The organism is Amycolatopsis sp. NPDC005232, assembly GCF_040607795.1.
GTDB lineage: Bacteria > Actinomycetota > Actinomycetes > Mycobacteriales > Pseudonocardiaceae > Amycolatopsis.
The window spans coordinates 168,929-184,199 of record NZ_JBEXHL010000013.1 but is presented as its reverse complement, the minus strand read 5'-3'; the positions used below and the strand labels follow the sequence as shown (position 1 = coordinate 184,199).

Sequence of the window (15,271 nt, the reverse complement as noted above, 5' to 3'; positions counted from 1 at the left end):
TCGCCTTATTCGTAGCTGACCGACACCTCGTCCGTGACGGGCAGCGACTGGCAGGCCAGCACGATCCCGTCGGCGAGGTCTTCGGCGTCGAGCACCTCGTTGTTCAGCATCTTCACCTCACCCGACACCAGCCGGCACGCGCAAGCGCTGCACTGGCCTTCGCGGCACGAGTAGGGCGCGTCGAGGCCTTCGGCGAGCAGGTGGTCGAGCAGCTTCCGCTGCCGGGGCCAGCCGACGGTGCGGGTTTCGCCGTCGAGATCGACGGTGAGCCGGGCCGTTTCGCCGCCGTCCTCCGCGGGCTCGACGGCGTGCTCGAAGGGGTTCCCGGTGAGGGAGTGGAACTTCTCGACGTGGACGCGCTCACGCGCCACCCCGAGCTCGGTCAGCGCGGTCCTGGCCGCGGCCATGAACGGCGCCGGCCCGCACACGTACGCGTCGTGGCCGCGGTAGGGCGCGGCGAGGGTTTCGAGCGTGCGCGAGGACGGCAGGCCCTGCAGGGTTTCCAGCCAGTGCACCACTGTGAGCCGATCAGGGTACCGGCTCGTGAGCTCGGCGAGCTGCCGGGCGAAGATGACGGACGCCTCGTCGCGGTTGGCGTAGACGAGCACGACCTGACCGGTGCCGTGCCGCAGCGCCGACTTGAGGATCGACATCAGCGGGGTGATCCCGCTGCCCGCCGCGAACAGCAGGAAGTCGCCGTCCAGGGAGGACGGCACGAACACCCCGGCCGGCGGCAGCACGTCGATCTCCGCGCCGGCCCGCAGCTCTTCGCACACCCAGCCGGAGCCGAAGCCTGTGCGCTTCACCGTGACTTGCACCCGGCCTTCGTGCGGCGCGCTCGACAGCGAGTAGCACCGCGCGACGGACCCCGTGCGGTCGCTGGGGATCCGCAGCGTGAGGAACTGGCCGGGCGCGTAGGCGAAGGCCGCTTGATGCTCTTCCGGGATGGTGAACACGATCGAGCGCGCGTCGGCGGTCTCGACGATCACCTCCGCGACGGTCAGTGTCACGACGTCAGCCACCGCGCACCACCTCGGCCGCGCTGCCGTCGCACGACCGGTCGGCCACGGCCAGGCTCCCGTCGCGCACGGCGTCGGTGATGCTGTCGGCCAGCTTCTCGCACGTGTCGAGCAACGCGGGATGTCGTCCGGCGGCCACGTGCGTGGCGAAAACGGGACAGCTGTGGGAAGCGTCGGTGGTCCACTGGATGCTCGTGTGCGCGAGGCTGTTCTTCTTCACCAGCACGCACGTCCCGCAGCTGCGGCACTCGTGCGGCCGCAGCCCGGCGGTGAGGAACTCCGTGACCTCGGCCGTCACACGCCTGCCTCTTCCGCCTCCGCGCGCTGCCGCGCCAGGTTCTCCGCCACCTCCGCGGCCCACGCCTCGTTGGCCTTGCTGGTGTCGACCTCGAACTCGAAGCGGCGCGTCATGTCCTCGGTGACGTCGTCGGCGTTCACGTAGAACTGCTCGTACCAGCGGCGCAGCTGGTAGACGGGCCCGTCTTCCTCGCACAGCAACGGGTTGTCGATGCGGGTCTTGTTTTTCCAGATCTCCACGTCCTGCAGGAACCCGACGCCGATGCCCTTCGCGAGCCGTGCGGCGATCTTGTCCGCGTGCTCGTCGGAGATCCCGGGCAGCTTCTTGACCATGATCCCCCACTGCAGCACGAACGACGTCGGCGTGACGGGGTAGTGGCAGTTGATGAGCACGTTCTCGATCTCGAAGCCCTGGAACGAGTTCACCAGGTGGTTGATCATGTACGACGGCCCGAAGTACGAGGCTTCCGAGCGCAGCAGGTTGTCCTCGCCGCCGTAGTTCGACGCCATGCCCATGTCGGGGCGGCCCTTGGTGTTGAGGAACTGCGTGGCGATGTGGCCTTCGAACACGTTCTTGAAGTACGTGGGGTAGGCGTAGTGGATGTAGAAGAAGTGCGCCATGTCCACGACGTTGTCGATGATCTCGCGGCAGTTGGCGTTCTCGATGAGGATCGAGTCCCAGGTCCAGTTGCTCCACTCGTCGCTGAACGCGCCCTCGACGCGGGGGATCACCGCGTCGTCAGGCGGCGGGTTGCCTTCGGGGTCGTGCCACACGAGCAGCTGCTTGTTCTCCTCCAGCACGCGCCAAGACCGTGTCCGCGCGCGAAGCGGAACCCGTTTGGCGTAGGGGATCGAGACGCATTTGCCGGCGCCGTTCCAGCGCCAGTCGTGGAACGGGCACGCGACCTCGTCGCCCTTCACCGAGCCCTGGGTGAGGTCGCCGCCCATGTGGCGGCAGTAGCCGTCGAGCACGTTGAGCCGGCCCGACGAGTCGGCGAAGACCACGAGCTTCGTGCCGAACGCTTCGATGGCGTGGGGTTTCCCGTCGCGGAAGGTGTCGGCGAGGCCGAGGCAGTGCCAGCCGCGGGCGAAGCGCGTGGGCGGCGTGCCGACGTCGATCGTGCGGACGGTCTCTCGCGGTGGTGACGTCACTGGCTGCCTCCCGTGCCGGTCCGATCTTCGGTCGCGAGCCGCTCGGCCGCAAGGTAGCCGAACACCATCGCGGGCCCGATCGTCGCGCCGGGCCCGGCGTAGGTGCGGCCCATCACGGCCGCGCTGGTGTTGCCCGCCGCGTAGAGCCCGGGGATCACCGAGCCGTCTTCGCGCAGCACGCGGGCGTGCTCGTCGGTGCGCAGCCCGCCCTTGGTGCCCAGGTCGCCTGGCACGATCTTCACGGCGTAGAACGGCGGTTTGACCAGCGGGCCGAGGCTGGGGTTGGGGCGGTTGCGCGGGTCGCCGTAGTAGTGGTCGTAGGCGCTTCGCCCGCGGTGGAAGTCTTCGTCGACGCCGGTGCGGGCGAAGCCGTTGAAGCGTTCGACGGTGCTTCGCAGGGCTTCGGCGGGTACGTCGATGCTGGCGGCCAGCTCTTCGATCGTCGGTGCCTTCGCGACGATGCCGGCTTTGTACCAACGGCCGGGCAGGGGCTGCCGGGGGCCGATGCCGGTGAACAGGTAACGGTCCTTGTAGCGCTGGTCGAACACGAGCCACGTGGGAATGTGCTCGGCGGGGCCGTCGCCTTCGCCGTACATGGCGTGGACGGCTTCGACGTAGGGCGCGGACTCGTTGACGAACCGGGCACCGCGCGCGTTGACCATGAGGGAGCCGGGCCGCGACCGCTCGGCGAGGGCGAACCACGGGCCGCCGGTGAGCGGGATCGACGGGCCCCACCACGCGTCGTCCATGAGGTCGGTGGCCGCGCCCAGCTTCAGGCCGGCCGCGATGCCGTCGCCGGTGTTGGCGGCGGCGCCGACGGTCCAGTCGGTGCCGATCGGGGTGCGCTGGTACTTGGTACGCATCTCCTCGTTGTGCTCGAAGCCGCCGCACGCGAGCAGTACGCCGAGGCGGGCGTGGAAGATGTGGTCGATGGTTCGGACGCCGGTGACGCGGCCGTCTTCGGTGGTCAGCTCGACCAGCGGGGTGTCAAGGAGGACATCGACGCCGGCACGCCTGAGCCCCAGGAAAAGCCCGGCCGCAAGCGCTTGCCCCATGGCGATCGGCTGCTGCCCGCGGAGCCTCCCCGCGAGCCAGCGCGCGCCGAGCTTGACAACGCGGGCGAGGCCGCGGGGGTGTCGGGCGAGCAGGCTCAGCCAGCGGTAGTCCGACTGGGTGATCGGGACGCCGAGCGGCGGCGAGCTGTACGGCGGCTCCAGGCGAGCCAGGTCGTCGCCCAGGAGCTTCGCGTCGAGCGGCTTCGGTTCGACGGAGCGGCCTGCGGCGCGTCCGCCGGGGGCTTCGGGGTGGTAGTCGCTGTAGCCCGGCACCCAGCGGAACTCGAGTGGGGTGTGCCGCGTGATGAGGTCCAGGACCTCGGGCCCGTGCGCCAGGAACGCCTCGCGGTTGGCCTCGGGCACGACGTCGCCGACGATCGCGGCCAGGTACTCGCGGGCTTTGACCGGGGGGTCGTCGATGCCGGCTGCCTTGAGCGCGTGGTTGCCGGGGAGCCAGACGCCGCCGCCGGAACGGGCGGTCGACCCGCCGAAGCAGGCCGCCTTCTCCAGCACGACCACGCTGAGGCCCCGGCGGGCGGCGGCGAGCGCGGCGGTCATCCCGGCGGCGCCGCTGCCGGCGACCACCACGTCGTACTCGTTCGCCATGCCACCTCACATGTAACGTGTTATCGCGAGTTCCTGGCCTGTTCGGAGCAGCTTCTGTCACCATAGACGAGAACGTGTTCCAGTTCTAGGGTGGCCGACATGGACGAGCTCGTGGCAGATGTCGTCGTGATCGGAGCCGGCGCGGCCGGCGCGTGCGCGGCCATCGAGGCCGCTGACGCGGGGGCCGAGGTGCTGCTCCTCGACCGGTTTTCGGGTGGTGGTGCGAGCCGGGTGAGCGGCGGCGTGGTCTACGCCGGAGGCGGCACTTCGCAGCAGCTCGACGCCGGGGTTTCCGACAGCGTCGACGCGATGTTCGAGTACCTCCGGCTGGAGACCGACGGGGTCGTGTCGTCGCGGACGTTGCGGCGGTTCTGCGAGACGAGCCCGGAGATGATCCGGTGGCTCGAGGGGCTGGGGGTGCCGTTCGAGGGGAGTTTGTGCCCGTACAAGACGTCGTATCCCAGCAACGCGCACTATCTGTACTACTCCGGGAGTGAGGCGTCGGGCGGTTTCCGGGAGGCGGCCGCGCCGGCACCGCGCGGGCATCGCGTGAAGGGACCGGGGACGTCGGGGAAGCTGCTGATGGCGCGGCTGCTCGCGGCGGCGCGGGAGCGGGGCGTGCGGGTGGTGCCGCAGACCCGGGCGCGGAGTCTCGTCGTGGACGCTTCCGGTGCGGTCACGGGGGTTGTCGCGGACAGCTTGGCTCCTTCCTGGGCGCGGCGACGGCATGCGGTGCTGGCTTCGTACGCCGCGAAGCCGGGGATTTATGTGCCACCGCTTCGACGCTCGTTGCACCGGCGCGTGGAGCGGCTGGAAGAGCGGTATTCGCGTGAGGTGCGGATCGTCGCGCGCCGGGGTGTGGTGCTCGCGGCGGGCGGGTTCATCGCGAATCGTGAGCTGGTACGGCAGCATGCACCGGCGTATCGCGGCGGGCTCGCGCTGGGGACTTCGGCCGACGACGGTTCGGGTATCGAGCTGGGATTGTCGGTGGGCGGCCGGGTTGCGGAGATGGACCGGATCTCGGCGTGGCGGTTCCTCACGCCGCCGGCCGCATTCCTCGGCGGCTTGCTCGTGGACGTCGACGGGCGCCGGATCATCGACGAATCCCGTTACGGCGCGGCGATCGGCGAGCGGATGATCACCGCGCACGGCGGACGGGGCTGGCTGCTCGTCGACGAGCCGGTGGTCGCCGAAGCTCGGCGGGACGGGCGCAAGCAGGGGCAGTGGTTCGCGTGGCTGCAGCTGCGGTACTTGCTCGGCCGCGGGCGCGTCACGGGTGCTTCCTTGGCGGAAGTCGCGCGGCGGGCCGGTGTCGACCCGGAGGGGTTGCGGGAGACGCATGCCGAGTACCGGCAAGGTCCGGATCCGCTGGGGAAGCCAGCGGAGTTCGCGCGGCCGTTGGACACTCCGCCGTTTTCGCTGATCGACGTGTCGGTGAAGCCGAGCCTCGGCTACCCGTGCCCGATGCTGACGCTGGGCGGGCTCGTGGTCGACGAGGACACGGGCGAGGTGGCCGGCGTTCGCGGTCTGTACGCGGCAGGGCGGACGGCCGTGGGAATCTGTTCCAGGTCTTACGTCAGTGGTCTGTCGCTGGCCGACTGCGTGTTTTCCGGGCGTCGGGCGGGGAAGAGCAGTGCCTTGGAGTCCGGCCGCGTCGACAAAAACGAGAACGTGTTCTAGTCTTGGTCTTGTCGAACGAGAGGACGGCCGATGAGCGAGCTGGCTGCCGTGATCGCGGGAGTGCGTGACCTGCTCCCGGTGCTGCGGGAACGCGCGCAGGAGACCGAGGACGCGCGGCGCGTGCCGGTCGAGTCCGTCAAGGTGTTGCAGGAGACCGGGTTCTTTCGCCTGCTGCAGCCGAGGCCGTACGGTGGGCTGGAAGCCGACCCGGTCACGTTCTACACCGCGGTGAAGCTCGTCGCGAGCGCGTGCGGGTCCACGGGCTGGGTCGCGTCCATCCTCGGCGTCCACCCGTGGCACCTGGCGCTGTTCGACGCGCGGGCTCAGGAAGACGTGTGGGGCGAGGACCACGACGTGCGGATCTCGTCGTCGTACGCGCCGATGGGCAAGGCGACGGTGGTCGACGGCGGCTACCGGCTGTCGGGCCGTTGGAGCTTCTCGTCCGGCTGCGACCACTGCACGTGGGTGCTGCTGGGCGCGCCGGCGTTCGCGGACGGCGCGCCGGTGGACTTCTGTACGTACCTGCTTCCTCTGTCCGACTATTCCCTTGTGGACGTGTGGGACACGGTGGGCCTGCGGGGGACGGGGTCCAATGATGTTGTGGTGGAGGACGTCTTCGTGCCAGCGCACCGCGCACTGTCCTTTGTGGCCACATCGAAGTGCCGAACGCCAGGCCAGGAGGTGAACCCGGGACCGTTGTACAAGCTGCCCTATGGTTCGGTGCACCCGAGCACGATCACCGCACCGATCATCGGCATGGCGCAGGGTGCGTACGACGCGCACGTGGAGCACCAAGGGCGTCGCGTGCGGGCGGCGTACGCGGGGGAGAAGGCTCAGGACGATCCGTTCGCCAAGATCCGCATCGCCGAGGCCGCCAGCGAGATCGACGCCGCGTGGCTGCAGCTCACGCACAACATCGACGAGCTGTACCAACTGGCGTGCCGCGGCGAGAAGCTGCCGTTCTCCACGCGGCTGCGCGTGCGGCGCGACCAGGTCCGCGGCACCGAACGCGCGATCTCCGCGATCGACCGCCTCTTCGAGAACTCCGGCGGCCGCGCGCTGCAACGCGGCACCCCGATCCAGCGCTTCTGGCGCGACGCGCACGCCGGCCGCGTCCACGCCGCCAACGACGCCGAGCGCGCGTACGTCATGTTCGGCACCGGCGCCTTCGGGCTGCCCGTCGAGAATGCGATGGTGTGATGGGCTCTGTTGTCACCGTCCCGAGTGGACTGTCGCTGCACTATCACGAAGCCGGCTCCGAGCACTCCGAAGCCGTGATCCTCCTCCACGGCGGCGGCCCGGGCGCCTCGGCGTGGTCCAACTTCGGACGCACCCTGCCTGAGTTCGGCAAGGTGTACCGCACGCTGGCCGTCGACCAGCCGGGTTTCGGGCAGTCGGCGAAGCCCACCGAGCACCCCCACTACTTCCGCCACAGCGCCGACGCCATCGTCGGCCTCATGGACACGCTCGGCATCTCGCGCGCCCATTTCGTCGGCAATTCCTTGGGCGCGGGCGCCGCCGTACGCCTGGCCCTGGACCACCCTTCGCGCGCCGGCCGCCTGGTCCTGATGGGCGCGGGCGGCCTGAGCGTGAACCTCTTCGCGCCCGACCCCACGGAGGGCGTGCGCCTGCTGGGCCGCTTCGCCGCTTCCCCCACGCGCGACCGCATGGCCGCGTTCCTGCGCATCATGGTCCACGACCAGTCCCTCATCACCGACGAGCTGATCGACGACCGCTTCGCCGCCGCTTCTTCGCCGGAATCCTTGGCCGCCATGCGCTCGTTGGGCCAGTCGTTCGCATCGTCCGTCGAGGACGGCCTCCTCTGGCGCGACGCCTACCGCCTGCGCCAACGCGTCCTGCTCGTCTGGGGCCGCGAAGACCGCGTAAACCCAGTGGACGGCGCCCTCCTCGCGCTGAAAACCATCCCGCGCGCCCAACTCCACGTCTTCGGCGGCTGCGGGCACTGGGCCCAGCTCGAAAAGTTCGACGAGTTCAACCGCCTCACCCTCGACTTCCTGGGGAGCCCGTGATGGCGATGAGTTCGTTGCGCTACTTCCGCGTGGTCGTCGGCATTCTCGGGAGCGCGTGATGGCGACCGATTCCCTGGGCCGCCTCTGCCTCGCCGCCGGTTTCCGTGGGACGCGTGACGGTGATTCGTCCACTGACACACCTCGGCGTCGCCTTCGGCTTTCTGTGGAGCAGGTGATCGCGATGAGTTCGTTGCGCTACATTCGCTCGGCCGTCGACTTTCCAGGGCGTGCGTAATGGCCATCAGCTCCCTCGGCTACCTCCGCGTCGAAGCAACCGACGTCTCCGCCTGGCGCGTTTATGCGCTGAAGGTCCTGGGCTTGGTCGAAGGCACCGGCCCCAACCCCGACGCGTTGTATCTGCGCATGGACGACTTCCCCGCCCGCCTCGTCATCGTCCCGGGCCTCGCCGACCGCCTCGCACAAGTCGGCTGGGAAGCCGCCAACGCCGAAGAACTCGACGACATCCGCACCCGCCTGGCCGCCGCTTCCGTGCCCTACAAGGAAGGCACGCCCGACGAACTGGCCGACCGCCGCGTCGCCGAACTGATCACCTTCGCCGACCCCTCCGGCACCACGCTGGAAGTCTTTCATGGCGTCGCTCTCCAGCACCGCCGCGTCGTCAGCCCCTACGGCCACCACTTCGTCACCGGCTCCCAAGGCCTGGGCCACGTCGTCCTGTCCACCCACGACGACGCCGCCGCACTCGCCTTCTACCGCGACATCCTCGGCTTCCGCCTCCGCGACTCCATGCGCCTGCCACCCCAGCTGGTCGGCCGCCCCGCCGACGGCCCACCCGCGTGGCTGCGCTTCTTCGGCTGCAACCCCCGCCACCACAGCCTCGCGTTCCTCCCGATGCCCACCCCCAGCGGCATCGTCCACCTCATGCTCGAAGTCGAATCCACCGACGACGTCGGCCTTTGCCTCGACCGCGCCCACCGCCGCTCGGTGCCGCTGTCGGCCACCCTCGGCCGCCACGTCAACGACCTCATGCTCTCCTTCTACATGAAAACCCCCGGCGGCTTCGACCTCGAATACGGCTGCGAAGGTCGCCAAGTCGACGACACCACCTGGCTCGCCCGCGAAAGCACCGCGGTGTCTTTGTGGGGCCACGACTTCAGCGTCGGTTCTCGATGACGACCTTGCTTCGCAGTTGTCTCCGCGCGCCGGCGTCGCGGTGTTTTTGTGGCGACGGGACCTCGGCGTCGGTTCTCGATGGCCGCGTCGCTTTGCGGGTGCCTCAGCGAGCGCTGGCGTCGCGGTGTCTTTGTGGGGCCGCGACTTCAGCGTCGGTTCTCAACGACCGCGTCGCTTCGCAGTTGTCTCGGCGCGCGCCGGCGTCGCGGTGTCGTTGTGGGGACGGGACCTTGGCGTCGGCATTCGATGACGACGGCGCTGCGCATTTGTCTCTGCGCGCGCCGGCACCGCGGTGTCGTTGTGGGGCCGCGACTTCAGCGTCAGTTCTCGATGACCGCGTCGCTTCGCGGTTGTCTTGGCCTGCGCGGGCACCGCGGTGTCGTTGTGGGCCTGCGGCTTCTGCGTCGGTTCCCGATGACCACGCTGCTTCGCGGTGTTTTCCGCATGCGCGGGCAGCGGTGTCTTTGTGGGGCCGCAGCCTCAGCATCGGTTCCCGATGACCACGTCGCTTCGCAGTCTTCTCCGCCCGCACCCGCGCGCCTTGGCCTCGGAGCCACCGGCGACCCGGTGTCCTACCGCAGCGTCGATGAGGCCTGGATGACCGCCGTACTGGATCCGTCTCGATTCCGTGCCGTGCTCGGGCACTTCTGCACCGGTGTCACCATCGTCACCGGGCGCGACGGGGCCACTCCCGTCGGGTTCGCGTGCCAGTCGTTCGCGGCGTTGTCGCTGGATCCGCCGCTGGCGTTGTTCTGCGTGGCCCGCACGTCGCGCACCTGGCCGGTCCTCGCCGCCACGGGTCGCTTCGCCGTCAACGTCCTCGCCGAGCACCAGCGCGACCTCAGCGCCACTTTTGGCGCCCGCGGCGACGACAAGTTCGCCACCGTCGCCTGGCACCCCGCCCCGTCCGGCGCCCCGCTGATCCACGGCGCCCTCACGTGGATCGACTGCGCCCTCGAGACCGTGCACCCCGCCGGCGACCACCACGTCGTCATCGGCCGCGTGACCGCTCTCGGCGACACTTCCGACGCCCGGCCGCTGCTCTTCCACCGCGGCCAGTACACCGTTACGGAACCGGTCCCCGACCCGCTCGCGGCCCTCCTGCCCTGGCCCCGCCCGGACGACTGGTTGTAGCGCGCCCCGAGTCTCACTTCCAGCGGAAATGCACGAACACCCGCCCGAAGTTGTCCTTGTCCTTCTCCACTCGGTGGTAGAGCGCCTTGATCTCCTTCTGCTCCAAGAACCGCAGCACGTGTTTCTTGAGCTGCCCGGACCCCTTGCCCGGGATGATCTCCACGAGCGGCGCCTTCTTGGCCACCGCCTCGTCGATCACCGCCCGCAGCGCCCGGTCGATCTCGCCGCTGCGGTTGTAGATGTCGTGCAGGTCGAGTTTGAGCTTCATGCCGTCCAGCGTGCCACGCGCGCCCCTCGAGACGACCGGACCGAACCTCCGGCGCACCCCTCATGGCGCCGGCGGCTCGGTCCGAAGAGGGGAGATCAGCAGGCGTTGATCTTCCAGGAGTCGGCCTTGTCGTTGGCGCCCGGGATGTCGGCGAGGTTCTTGTAGTCCTTGAACGGGCTGACCTTGAGGATCAGCTTGTCGCCCAGGACGCCGCGGTGGTTGTAGAGGCAGATGGTGCGGTTGCCGTTGTTGATGATCGACGACAGCTGGCTGCGCCGGTCACCCTTGGTCGCTTGCGGCGGGTTGTTGAAGCTCCCCGACGGGGTGGAGCTGTAGTTCAGGTGCCAGCGCTGGTTGTAGACCCCGGCGTTGTAGTCCTTGTCCTGATAGAAGCAGTAGTAGTTCGCCGGGCAGGGCGCGGTCGCGGCGGAGGCCGGCGCTGCGGCGAGCACGGTGCCGGCGGCGACACCGGCGACAGCGGCCGCGATCGCGGCGGCGGAACGGATCTTCGACATGGCGGTTCTCTCCCCTTGAGCGGTCACCCCCGGAGCGGGCGACCGGATGGCTCAACCGTGCCGAGATCCGTCCTCGTGCCGTCATCACGCCGTCCTCACGCAGGTCAGCGTAGGTATGATCATGGTCCGGGGAGGGACGTGGATGGACTTCTGTGTGCTGGGGCCGTTGGAGATCTGGACGGCCGGGGGACGGTTGTCCCTCCCGGGAACCCGGCATCAGCGCGTGTTGGCGACGTTGCTGCTCAACCCCAACGCCGTCGTCCCCATGGCGAGGCTCATCGAGGCCACGTGGGAGGGCGAGCCGCCCGCCACGGCCACCAAGCAGGTGCAGAACTGTGTGTCGGCGCTACGCGAACGGCTCGGTGACGCCGAGCAGCGCCGCATCGTCACCGACGGTCCCGGCTACCGGATCACCGTCGCCGACGACCAGCTCGACCTGCTCCGCTTCACCAAGGGCATCGCCGACGCGAAGCGGTTCGTGGAGAAGGGCGCCCTGCGCGACGGCGTGCGCGAGATCCGCACCGCACTCAAGCTCTGGCGCGGTCCCGCACTCGACGGGCTCGACACCCCGGCACTGGTCAGCCGCGCAGCAAGGCTGGACGAGCAGCGTCTCGACGCGTTCGAGTCGTGCGTCGACTGGCAGTTCGCGCTCGGCCAGCACCGCGAGGTCGTCGACGAACTCGCCGAGGTCGTCGCCGAGCACCCGCTCCGCGAACGGCCGCACGCCCAGCTGATGCTCGCGCTCGATCGCTCCGGCCGGCAGGCAGACGCGCTCAAGGTGTTCCAGCGCCTGCGCACCGACCTCGCCGAAGAGCTGGGCATCGACCCCGGCCCCGACGTCCGCGACCTGCACGAACGCATCCTCCGCGGCGAGAACCGCCCGGCCGGCGACGCGCCCGCCACCGCCGCACCCCCGGACGAACTCGACCGCGCGGCGAAGGAGCTCGCCGCGGCGATCACCCGGCAGTGGACCGCCGAAGCCGAGATGCGTTCGCTCAAGCGGCCGGAGCCGGTGCCGTTGAACTGGTCGAGCACCGAGCGCGAGGTCGCGGCCGCCGCGTCAGCAGTGCTCGGCGCCCGCCCCGGCGAGGGCCCGGACCGCCTCGTGCTGAGCGGCGATCTGACCGACGTCGTCGCGAAATTCCGGCAGGTCCCGGCCCGTCAGCTCGTGGTACTCGGCGAGCCCGGCGCCGGAAAGTCCGTGCTGGCGATCCTCCTCACTCTCGGCCTGCTTACCGACCCGCCACCGGGCGAGCCGGTGCCGGTGCTGTTGCCGCTCGCCTCCTGGAACCCGCACCGCGAGCACCTGCACACCTGGCTGGCGCGCAAGCTGGTCGAGGAATACCCGGGCCTCGCGAACACCGCCGCCTACGGCGAGGACGCCGGCCTGCGCCTGGTCCTCGAAGGCCGGATCGTCCCCGTCCTCGACGGCCTCGACGAAACCCCGCCCGGCCTCCACACCGCCGCCATCGACGCACTCGACCAGGCCGTCGGCGCCGGCCGCCCGCTCGTGGTGACCTGCCGCAGCGCCGAGTACGAGTTCGCGGTCCGCCAAGCGGGCTCCTTCCTGACCCGGGCCGCGGTGGTCGAGATCGAGCCGGTCGAGATCGAGGACACGATCGCCTTCCTCACCGCGCGCCGACGCTCCGGCGAGACCCGCTGGGACCCGCTCGTTCGCCGCCTGCGCCGCGAGCCGACCGGGCCGCTCGCCCAAGCCCTGCGCACGCCCCTCATGGTCGACCTCGCCAGGACCGCTTACGCGAACCCCTCCACCGACCCCGGCGAACTCTGCGACCCCGCGCGATTCCCGGACCGCGCATCCGTCGAACGACACCTCCTCGACGCGTACCTCCCTGCCGTCTACACCCGCAAACCCGCACCTCCCGCTCAGCTCGCCCGCCCACACCGGCCGCGCGACTACGACCCCGCGGAGGCCGAGCGCTGGCTCACCTTCCTCGCGCGGCAGCTCGAGCGCGAACGCACCCGCGACCTCGCCTGGTGGCAGCTCGACCGCGCCGTGCCGAGGCTCGTCGTCGGTCTGTACCTCGGCCTGCCGCCCGCAGTGCTGTTCGCCCTCACCGGCTGGCTGGCCGCCGGCCCGGTGATCGGGGCGATCTACGGAGGCTCCTTCGCGATCGCGGGCTGTGTCACGCACAGCGTCGGGCGCCGGCCAGGACCGTTGCGAGTGGAACCGAGGTTCGCCGGCACCGCCGGCCGCTTCGCCCGCCGGTTCGCGGTGGGCGCCGTGATCGGCGTCTGCCTCGGCCTCGGCTGGTCGCTCCCGGGCTGGGTGATCAGCCTTCTCGCGCTTGTGTTCGGCCTGGCCATCGGCGTGCACGTCTGGCTGGGCGCGCCGCTCGACGCGAATCGGGTGTCCAGTCCGGAGACCGTGCTGCGCCACGATCGTGCTGCGGCTCTCTCGTTCACGTTGTCATTCATGGTCTCCCTGGGTCTCTTCTACGGTTTGGCACTGGCTCTCACCCCCGCCGAGTCCACCGTCGAAGTGCTGAACGGGCACTACGACGTGGTGCTCGGCCTGGCGGGTGGGGTGGCCGCCGGGCTGCTGGGTCGGTACCTCGTGGCGAACCTGGGTGGTGCCGCCTACGGAATCGCCGGCGCGGTCATCGGTGGACAGGTGTTCCTGCCCGCGACCAGCGCGGTGCAGGCGGTGGCAGGTGGCGGTCTGTTCGGCCTTTCGGTCGGAGTGAGTGTGTGTTTGGCCCGGGCCTGGGGCGCGTTCGCGTTTACCCGGCTCTGGCTGGCGTCGCGGGGCCGGATTCCGTGGGGATTCATGGCTTTCCTCGCCGACGCGCACCGGCGCGGGGTGTTGCGTCAGGTTGGCGAGGTGTATCAGTTCCGGCACGCGAGGCTGCAGGAGCGGCTTGCCGACGCGGGATCTACAGCAGGTGGGCGCCCAGGCATGGGTGACGAGTAAGGATCACTGGAGCAGCACCGTTCCATCATGCCCACGGTGATTCGCCGATGCCATCGATTCGAACACATGTTCGCACGATCGGGTGGTCACTCGGGTGAAGGGCGGCAATCGCCGCCTGGAGCGCGCTAACCTCGGATTCATCAAAGCAGCCGGACGCGGTGCGACTCCGCGCCGTCCTCATCGGCGCGGAAATCCTTCAGCGGCAACAATTTCTGCACTCGAGCAGCACATCTCGAGCAGGACACCGACACATTCACATGAGAACGGATCAGCGATGTACCCAGCAGAAGTCGATTCGGCGGCGCGCAACCAAGCTCGTTCCCACTGGAGACCGGAGCGCCGCCTCACGGACGGCGAGCGAAGACCCAGGGCGTCACCCCAGGGTCTGCCACCAACCGTCCACGGCGGGCGGGTTCGCGACGTCGATCCGCTGGCCAGGCTTCGGCACGGCGAGGGCGAGGTCGTTCGCCTTGGCCTCGCGCCACACGCGGTCCGCGGGCTCGCCCCAGGGGTGCATGGCGAGGGAGAACGTCGCCCAGTGCACGGGCACGAGCAGCCCGCCGCGAACGTCGATGTGCGCGGCGATGCCCTCTTCGGGCGTCATGTGGATGTCCGGCCAGCGCGGGGCGTACGCACCGACCTGGATGAGCGTGGCGTCGAACGGGCCGTACTCCTCGCCGATCTTGGCGAAGCCGTCGAAGTAGCCGGTGTCCCCGCTGTAGAACACCTTGTGCTGAGGCCCGGAGATCACCCACGACGTCCACAGGGTGCTGTCGTTGCCGATGCCGCGGCCGGAGAAGTGCTGGGCCGGCGTTGCCACGAACCGGATGCCGGCGACCTCGGCTTCTTCGTGCCAGTCGAGCTCCACGATCCGGGAAGCCGGCACGTGCCACCGCTCCAGATGCGCGCCGACCCCCAGTGGCACGAGGAACGGCGCGTCGTGCGCCTCGAGCAGGGCGCGCACGGTGGCGAGGTCGAGGTGGTCGTAATGGTCGTGCGAGATCACGATCGCGTCGACGCGGCCGACCGCGTCCAGCGGCACCGGCGTGGCGTGCAGGCGGCGCGGGCCTGCGAAAGCGGCGGGCGACACGCGGTCGCTCCACACCGGATCGCACAGCACGCGGGCGCCGTCGATCTCGACGAGCGTCGAGGCGTGGCCGTACCAGGTGAGGAACAGGCCTTCGGCGGAGTCGGCGGCGGCGTCGGCCACGAGCGGGATCTCCCCGGTGGGCTTGCGGCGGTCGCGGTCGTCGCCGAAGAGCAGCTCGCGCAGGATGCCGCCGGCGGCCGAGGGCGAAGGGGTCGAGCGCGTGGGTGAGGCATTGTGGAACACGCCGTCGGCGTACTGCGGCGAGCGGCGCATCCTCTCGGCACGCGCGCCGGTGGCCTTCGCGCCGAAGGCCACCGGGAGGTCACCGAGTGCCGAGACAGTTTTCCTGAGCATGC

The 15,271-nt window shown here is 69.9% G+C and carries 13 protein-coding genes; 6 read left to right on the top strand and 7 right to left on the bottom strand.

Annotated features, from left to right (window positions below; translation table 11 throughout):
• Positions 1 to 5: 5 nt before the first annotated feature.
• From ABZU76_RS25135 to kstD, 4 genes are read right to left on the bottom strand one after another with little or no spacing between them, the layout of a single operon-like run.
• Positions 6 to 1,022, bottom strand: a complete 1,017-nt coding sequence (locus ABZU76_RS25135) for a ferredoxin--NADP reductase (protein ID WP_354873638.1) — start codon at positions 1,020 to 1,022, stop codon at positions 6 to 8.
• The gene (locus ABZU76_RS25130; RefSeq protein ID WP_354873636.1) at positions 1,015 to 1,317 is read right to left on the bottom strand and encodes a hypothetical protein; all 303 of its coding nucleotides are present in this window, start codon (positions 1,315 to 1,317) and stop codon (positions 1,015 to 1,017) included. The genes ABZU76_RS25135 and ABZU76_RS25130 overlap by 8 nt, the downstream gene beginning before the upstream one ends.
• Complete coding sequence (locus ABZU76_RS25125; RefSeq protein WP_354873634.1) at positions 1,314 to 2,468, bottom strand: Rieske 2Fe-2S domain-containing protein; 1,155 nt, start codon at positions 2,466 to 2,468, stop codon at positions 1,314 to 1,316. The genes ABZU76_RS25130 and ABZU76_RS25125 overlap by 4 nt, the downstream gene beginning before the upstream one ends.
• Positions 2,465 to 4,129 carry a 3-oxosteroid 1-dehydrogenase gene (gene kstD / locus ABZU76_RS25120; RefSeq protein WP_354873632.1) on the bottom strand — a complete coding sequence of 555 codons (1,665 nt, stop codon included), beginning with the start codon at positions 4,127 to 4,129 and terminating at the stop codon, positions 2,465 to 2,467. The genes ABZU76_RS25125 and kstD overlap by 4 nt, the downstream gene beginning before the upstream one ends.
• Positions 4,130 to 4,228: 99 nt before the next feature.
• Here kstD and ABZU76_RS25115 point away from each other — a divergent pair, with 99 nt between their 5' ends.
• The 5 genes from ABZU76_RS25115 (at position 4,229) to hsaB (ending at position 10,107) form a co-directional block, all read left to right on the top strand.
• Positions 4,229 to 5,809, top strand: a complete 1,581-nt coding sequence (locus ABZU76_RS25115; protein ID WP_354873630.1) for an FAD-binding protein — start codon at positions 4,229 to 4,231, stop codon at positions 5,807 to 5,809.
• A gap of 30 nt (positions 5,810 to 5,839) precedes the next feature.
• Positions 5,840 to 7,009 (top strand): 3-hydroxy-9,10-secoandrosta-1,3,5(10)-triene-9,17-dione monooxygenase oxygenase subunit, encoded by a 1,170-nt coding sequence (gene hsaA / locus ABZU76_RS25110; RefSeq protein WP_354873628.1) that lies wholly within the window; start codon positions 5,840 to 5,842, stop codon positions 7,007 to 7,009.
• Positions 7,009 to 7,839 carry a 4,5:9,10-diseco-3-hydroxy-5,9,17-trioxoandrosta-1(10),2-diene-4-oate hydrolase gene (hsaD, locus tag ABZU76_RS25105; RefSeq protein ID WP_354873626.1) on the top strand — a complete coding sequence of 277 codons (831 nt, stop codon included), beginning with the start codon at positions 7,009 to 7,011 and terminating at the stop codon, positions 7,837 to 7,839. The genes hsaA and hsaD overlap by 1 nt, the downstream gene beginning before the upstream one ends.
• Before the next feature lie 234 nt (positions 7,840 to 8,073).
• Positions 8,074 to 8,973, top strand: a complete 900-nt coding sequence (gene hsaC, locus ABZU76_RS25100) for an iron-dependent extradiol dioxygenase HsaC (protein WP_354873624.1) — start codon at positions 8,074 to 8,076, stop codon at positions 8,971 to 8,973.
• Between the two features lie 597 nt (positions 8,974 to 9,570).
• The gene (gene hsaB, locus ABZU76_RS25095) at positions 9,571 to 10,107 is read left to right on the top strand and encodes a 3-hydroxy-9,10-secoandrosta-1,3,5(10)-triene-9,17-dione monooxygenase reductase subunit (RefSeq protein ID WP_354873622.1); all 537 of its coding nucleotides are present in this window, start codon (positions 9,571 to 9,573) and stop codon (positions 10,105 to 10,107) included.
• 13 nt (positions 10,108 to 10,120) lie between these two features.
• On the opposite strand, the gene ABZU76_RS25090 is transcribed toward hsaB, so the two are convergent.
• Together ABZU76_RS25090 and ABZU76_RS25085 are read right to left on the bottom strand one after the other, a co-directional pair.
• Positions 10,121 to 10,375 (bottom strand): Smr/MutS family protein, encoded by a 255-nt coding sequence (locus tag ABZU76_RS25090; protein ID WP_220238245.1) that lies wholly within the window; start codon positions 10,373 to 10,375, stop codon positions 10,121 to 10,123.
• Positions 10,376 to 10,470: 95 nt separating this feature from the next.
• Positions 10,471 to 10,890 (bottom strand): peptidase inhibitor family I36 protein, encoded by a 420-nt coding sequence (locus ABZU76_RS25085; RefSeq protein ID WP_354873620.1) that lies wholly within the window; start codon positions 10,888 to 10,890, stop codon positions 10,471 to 10,473.
• A 142-nt stretch (positions 10,891 to 11,032) separates the two neighbouring features.
• On the opposite strand from ABZU76_RS25085, the gene ABZU76_RS25080 reads away from it, so the two are divergent.
• Positions 11,033 to 13,825, top strand: coding sequence for a BTAD domain-containing putative transcriptional regulator (locus ABZU76_RS25080; protein ID WP_354873618.1), 2,793 nt, complete (start codon positions 11,033 to 11,035; stop codon positions 13,823 to 13,825).
• Between the two features lie 373 nt (positions 13,826 to 14,198).
• Here ABZU76_RS25080 and ABZU76_RS25075 read toward each other — a convergent pair whose 3' ends face one another.
• Complete coding sequence (locus tag ABZU76_RS25075) at positions 14,199 to 15,269, bottom strand: MBL fold metallo-hydrolase (RefSeq protein WP_354873616.1); 1,071 nt, start codon at positions 15,267 to 15,269, stop codon at positions 14,199 to 14,201.
• Positions 15,270 to 15,271: the final 2 nt, after the last annotated feature.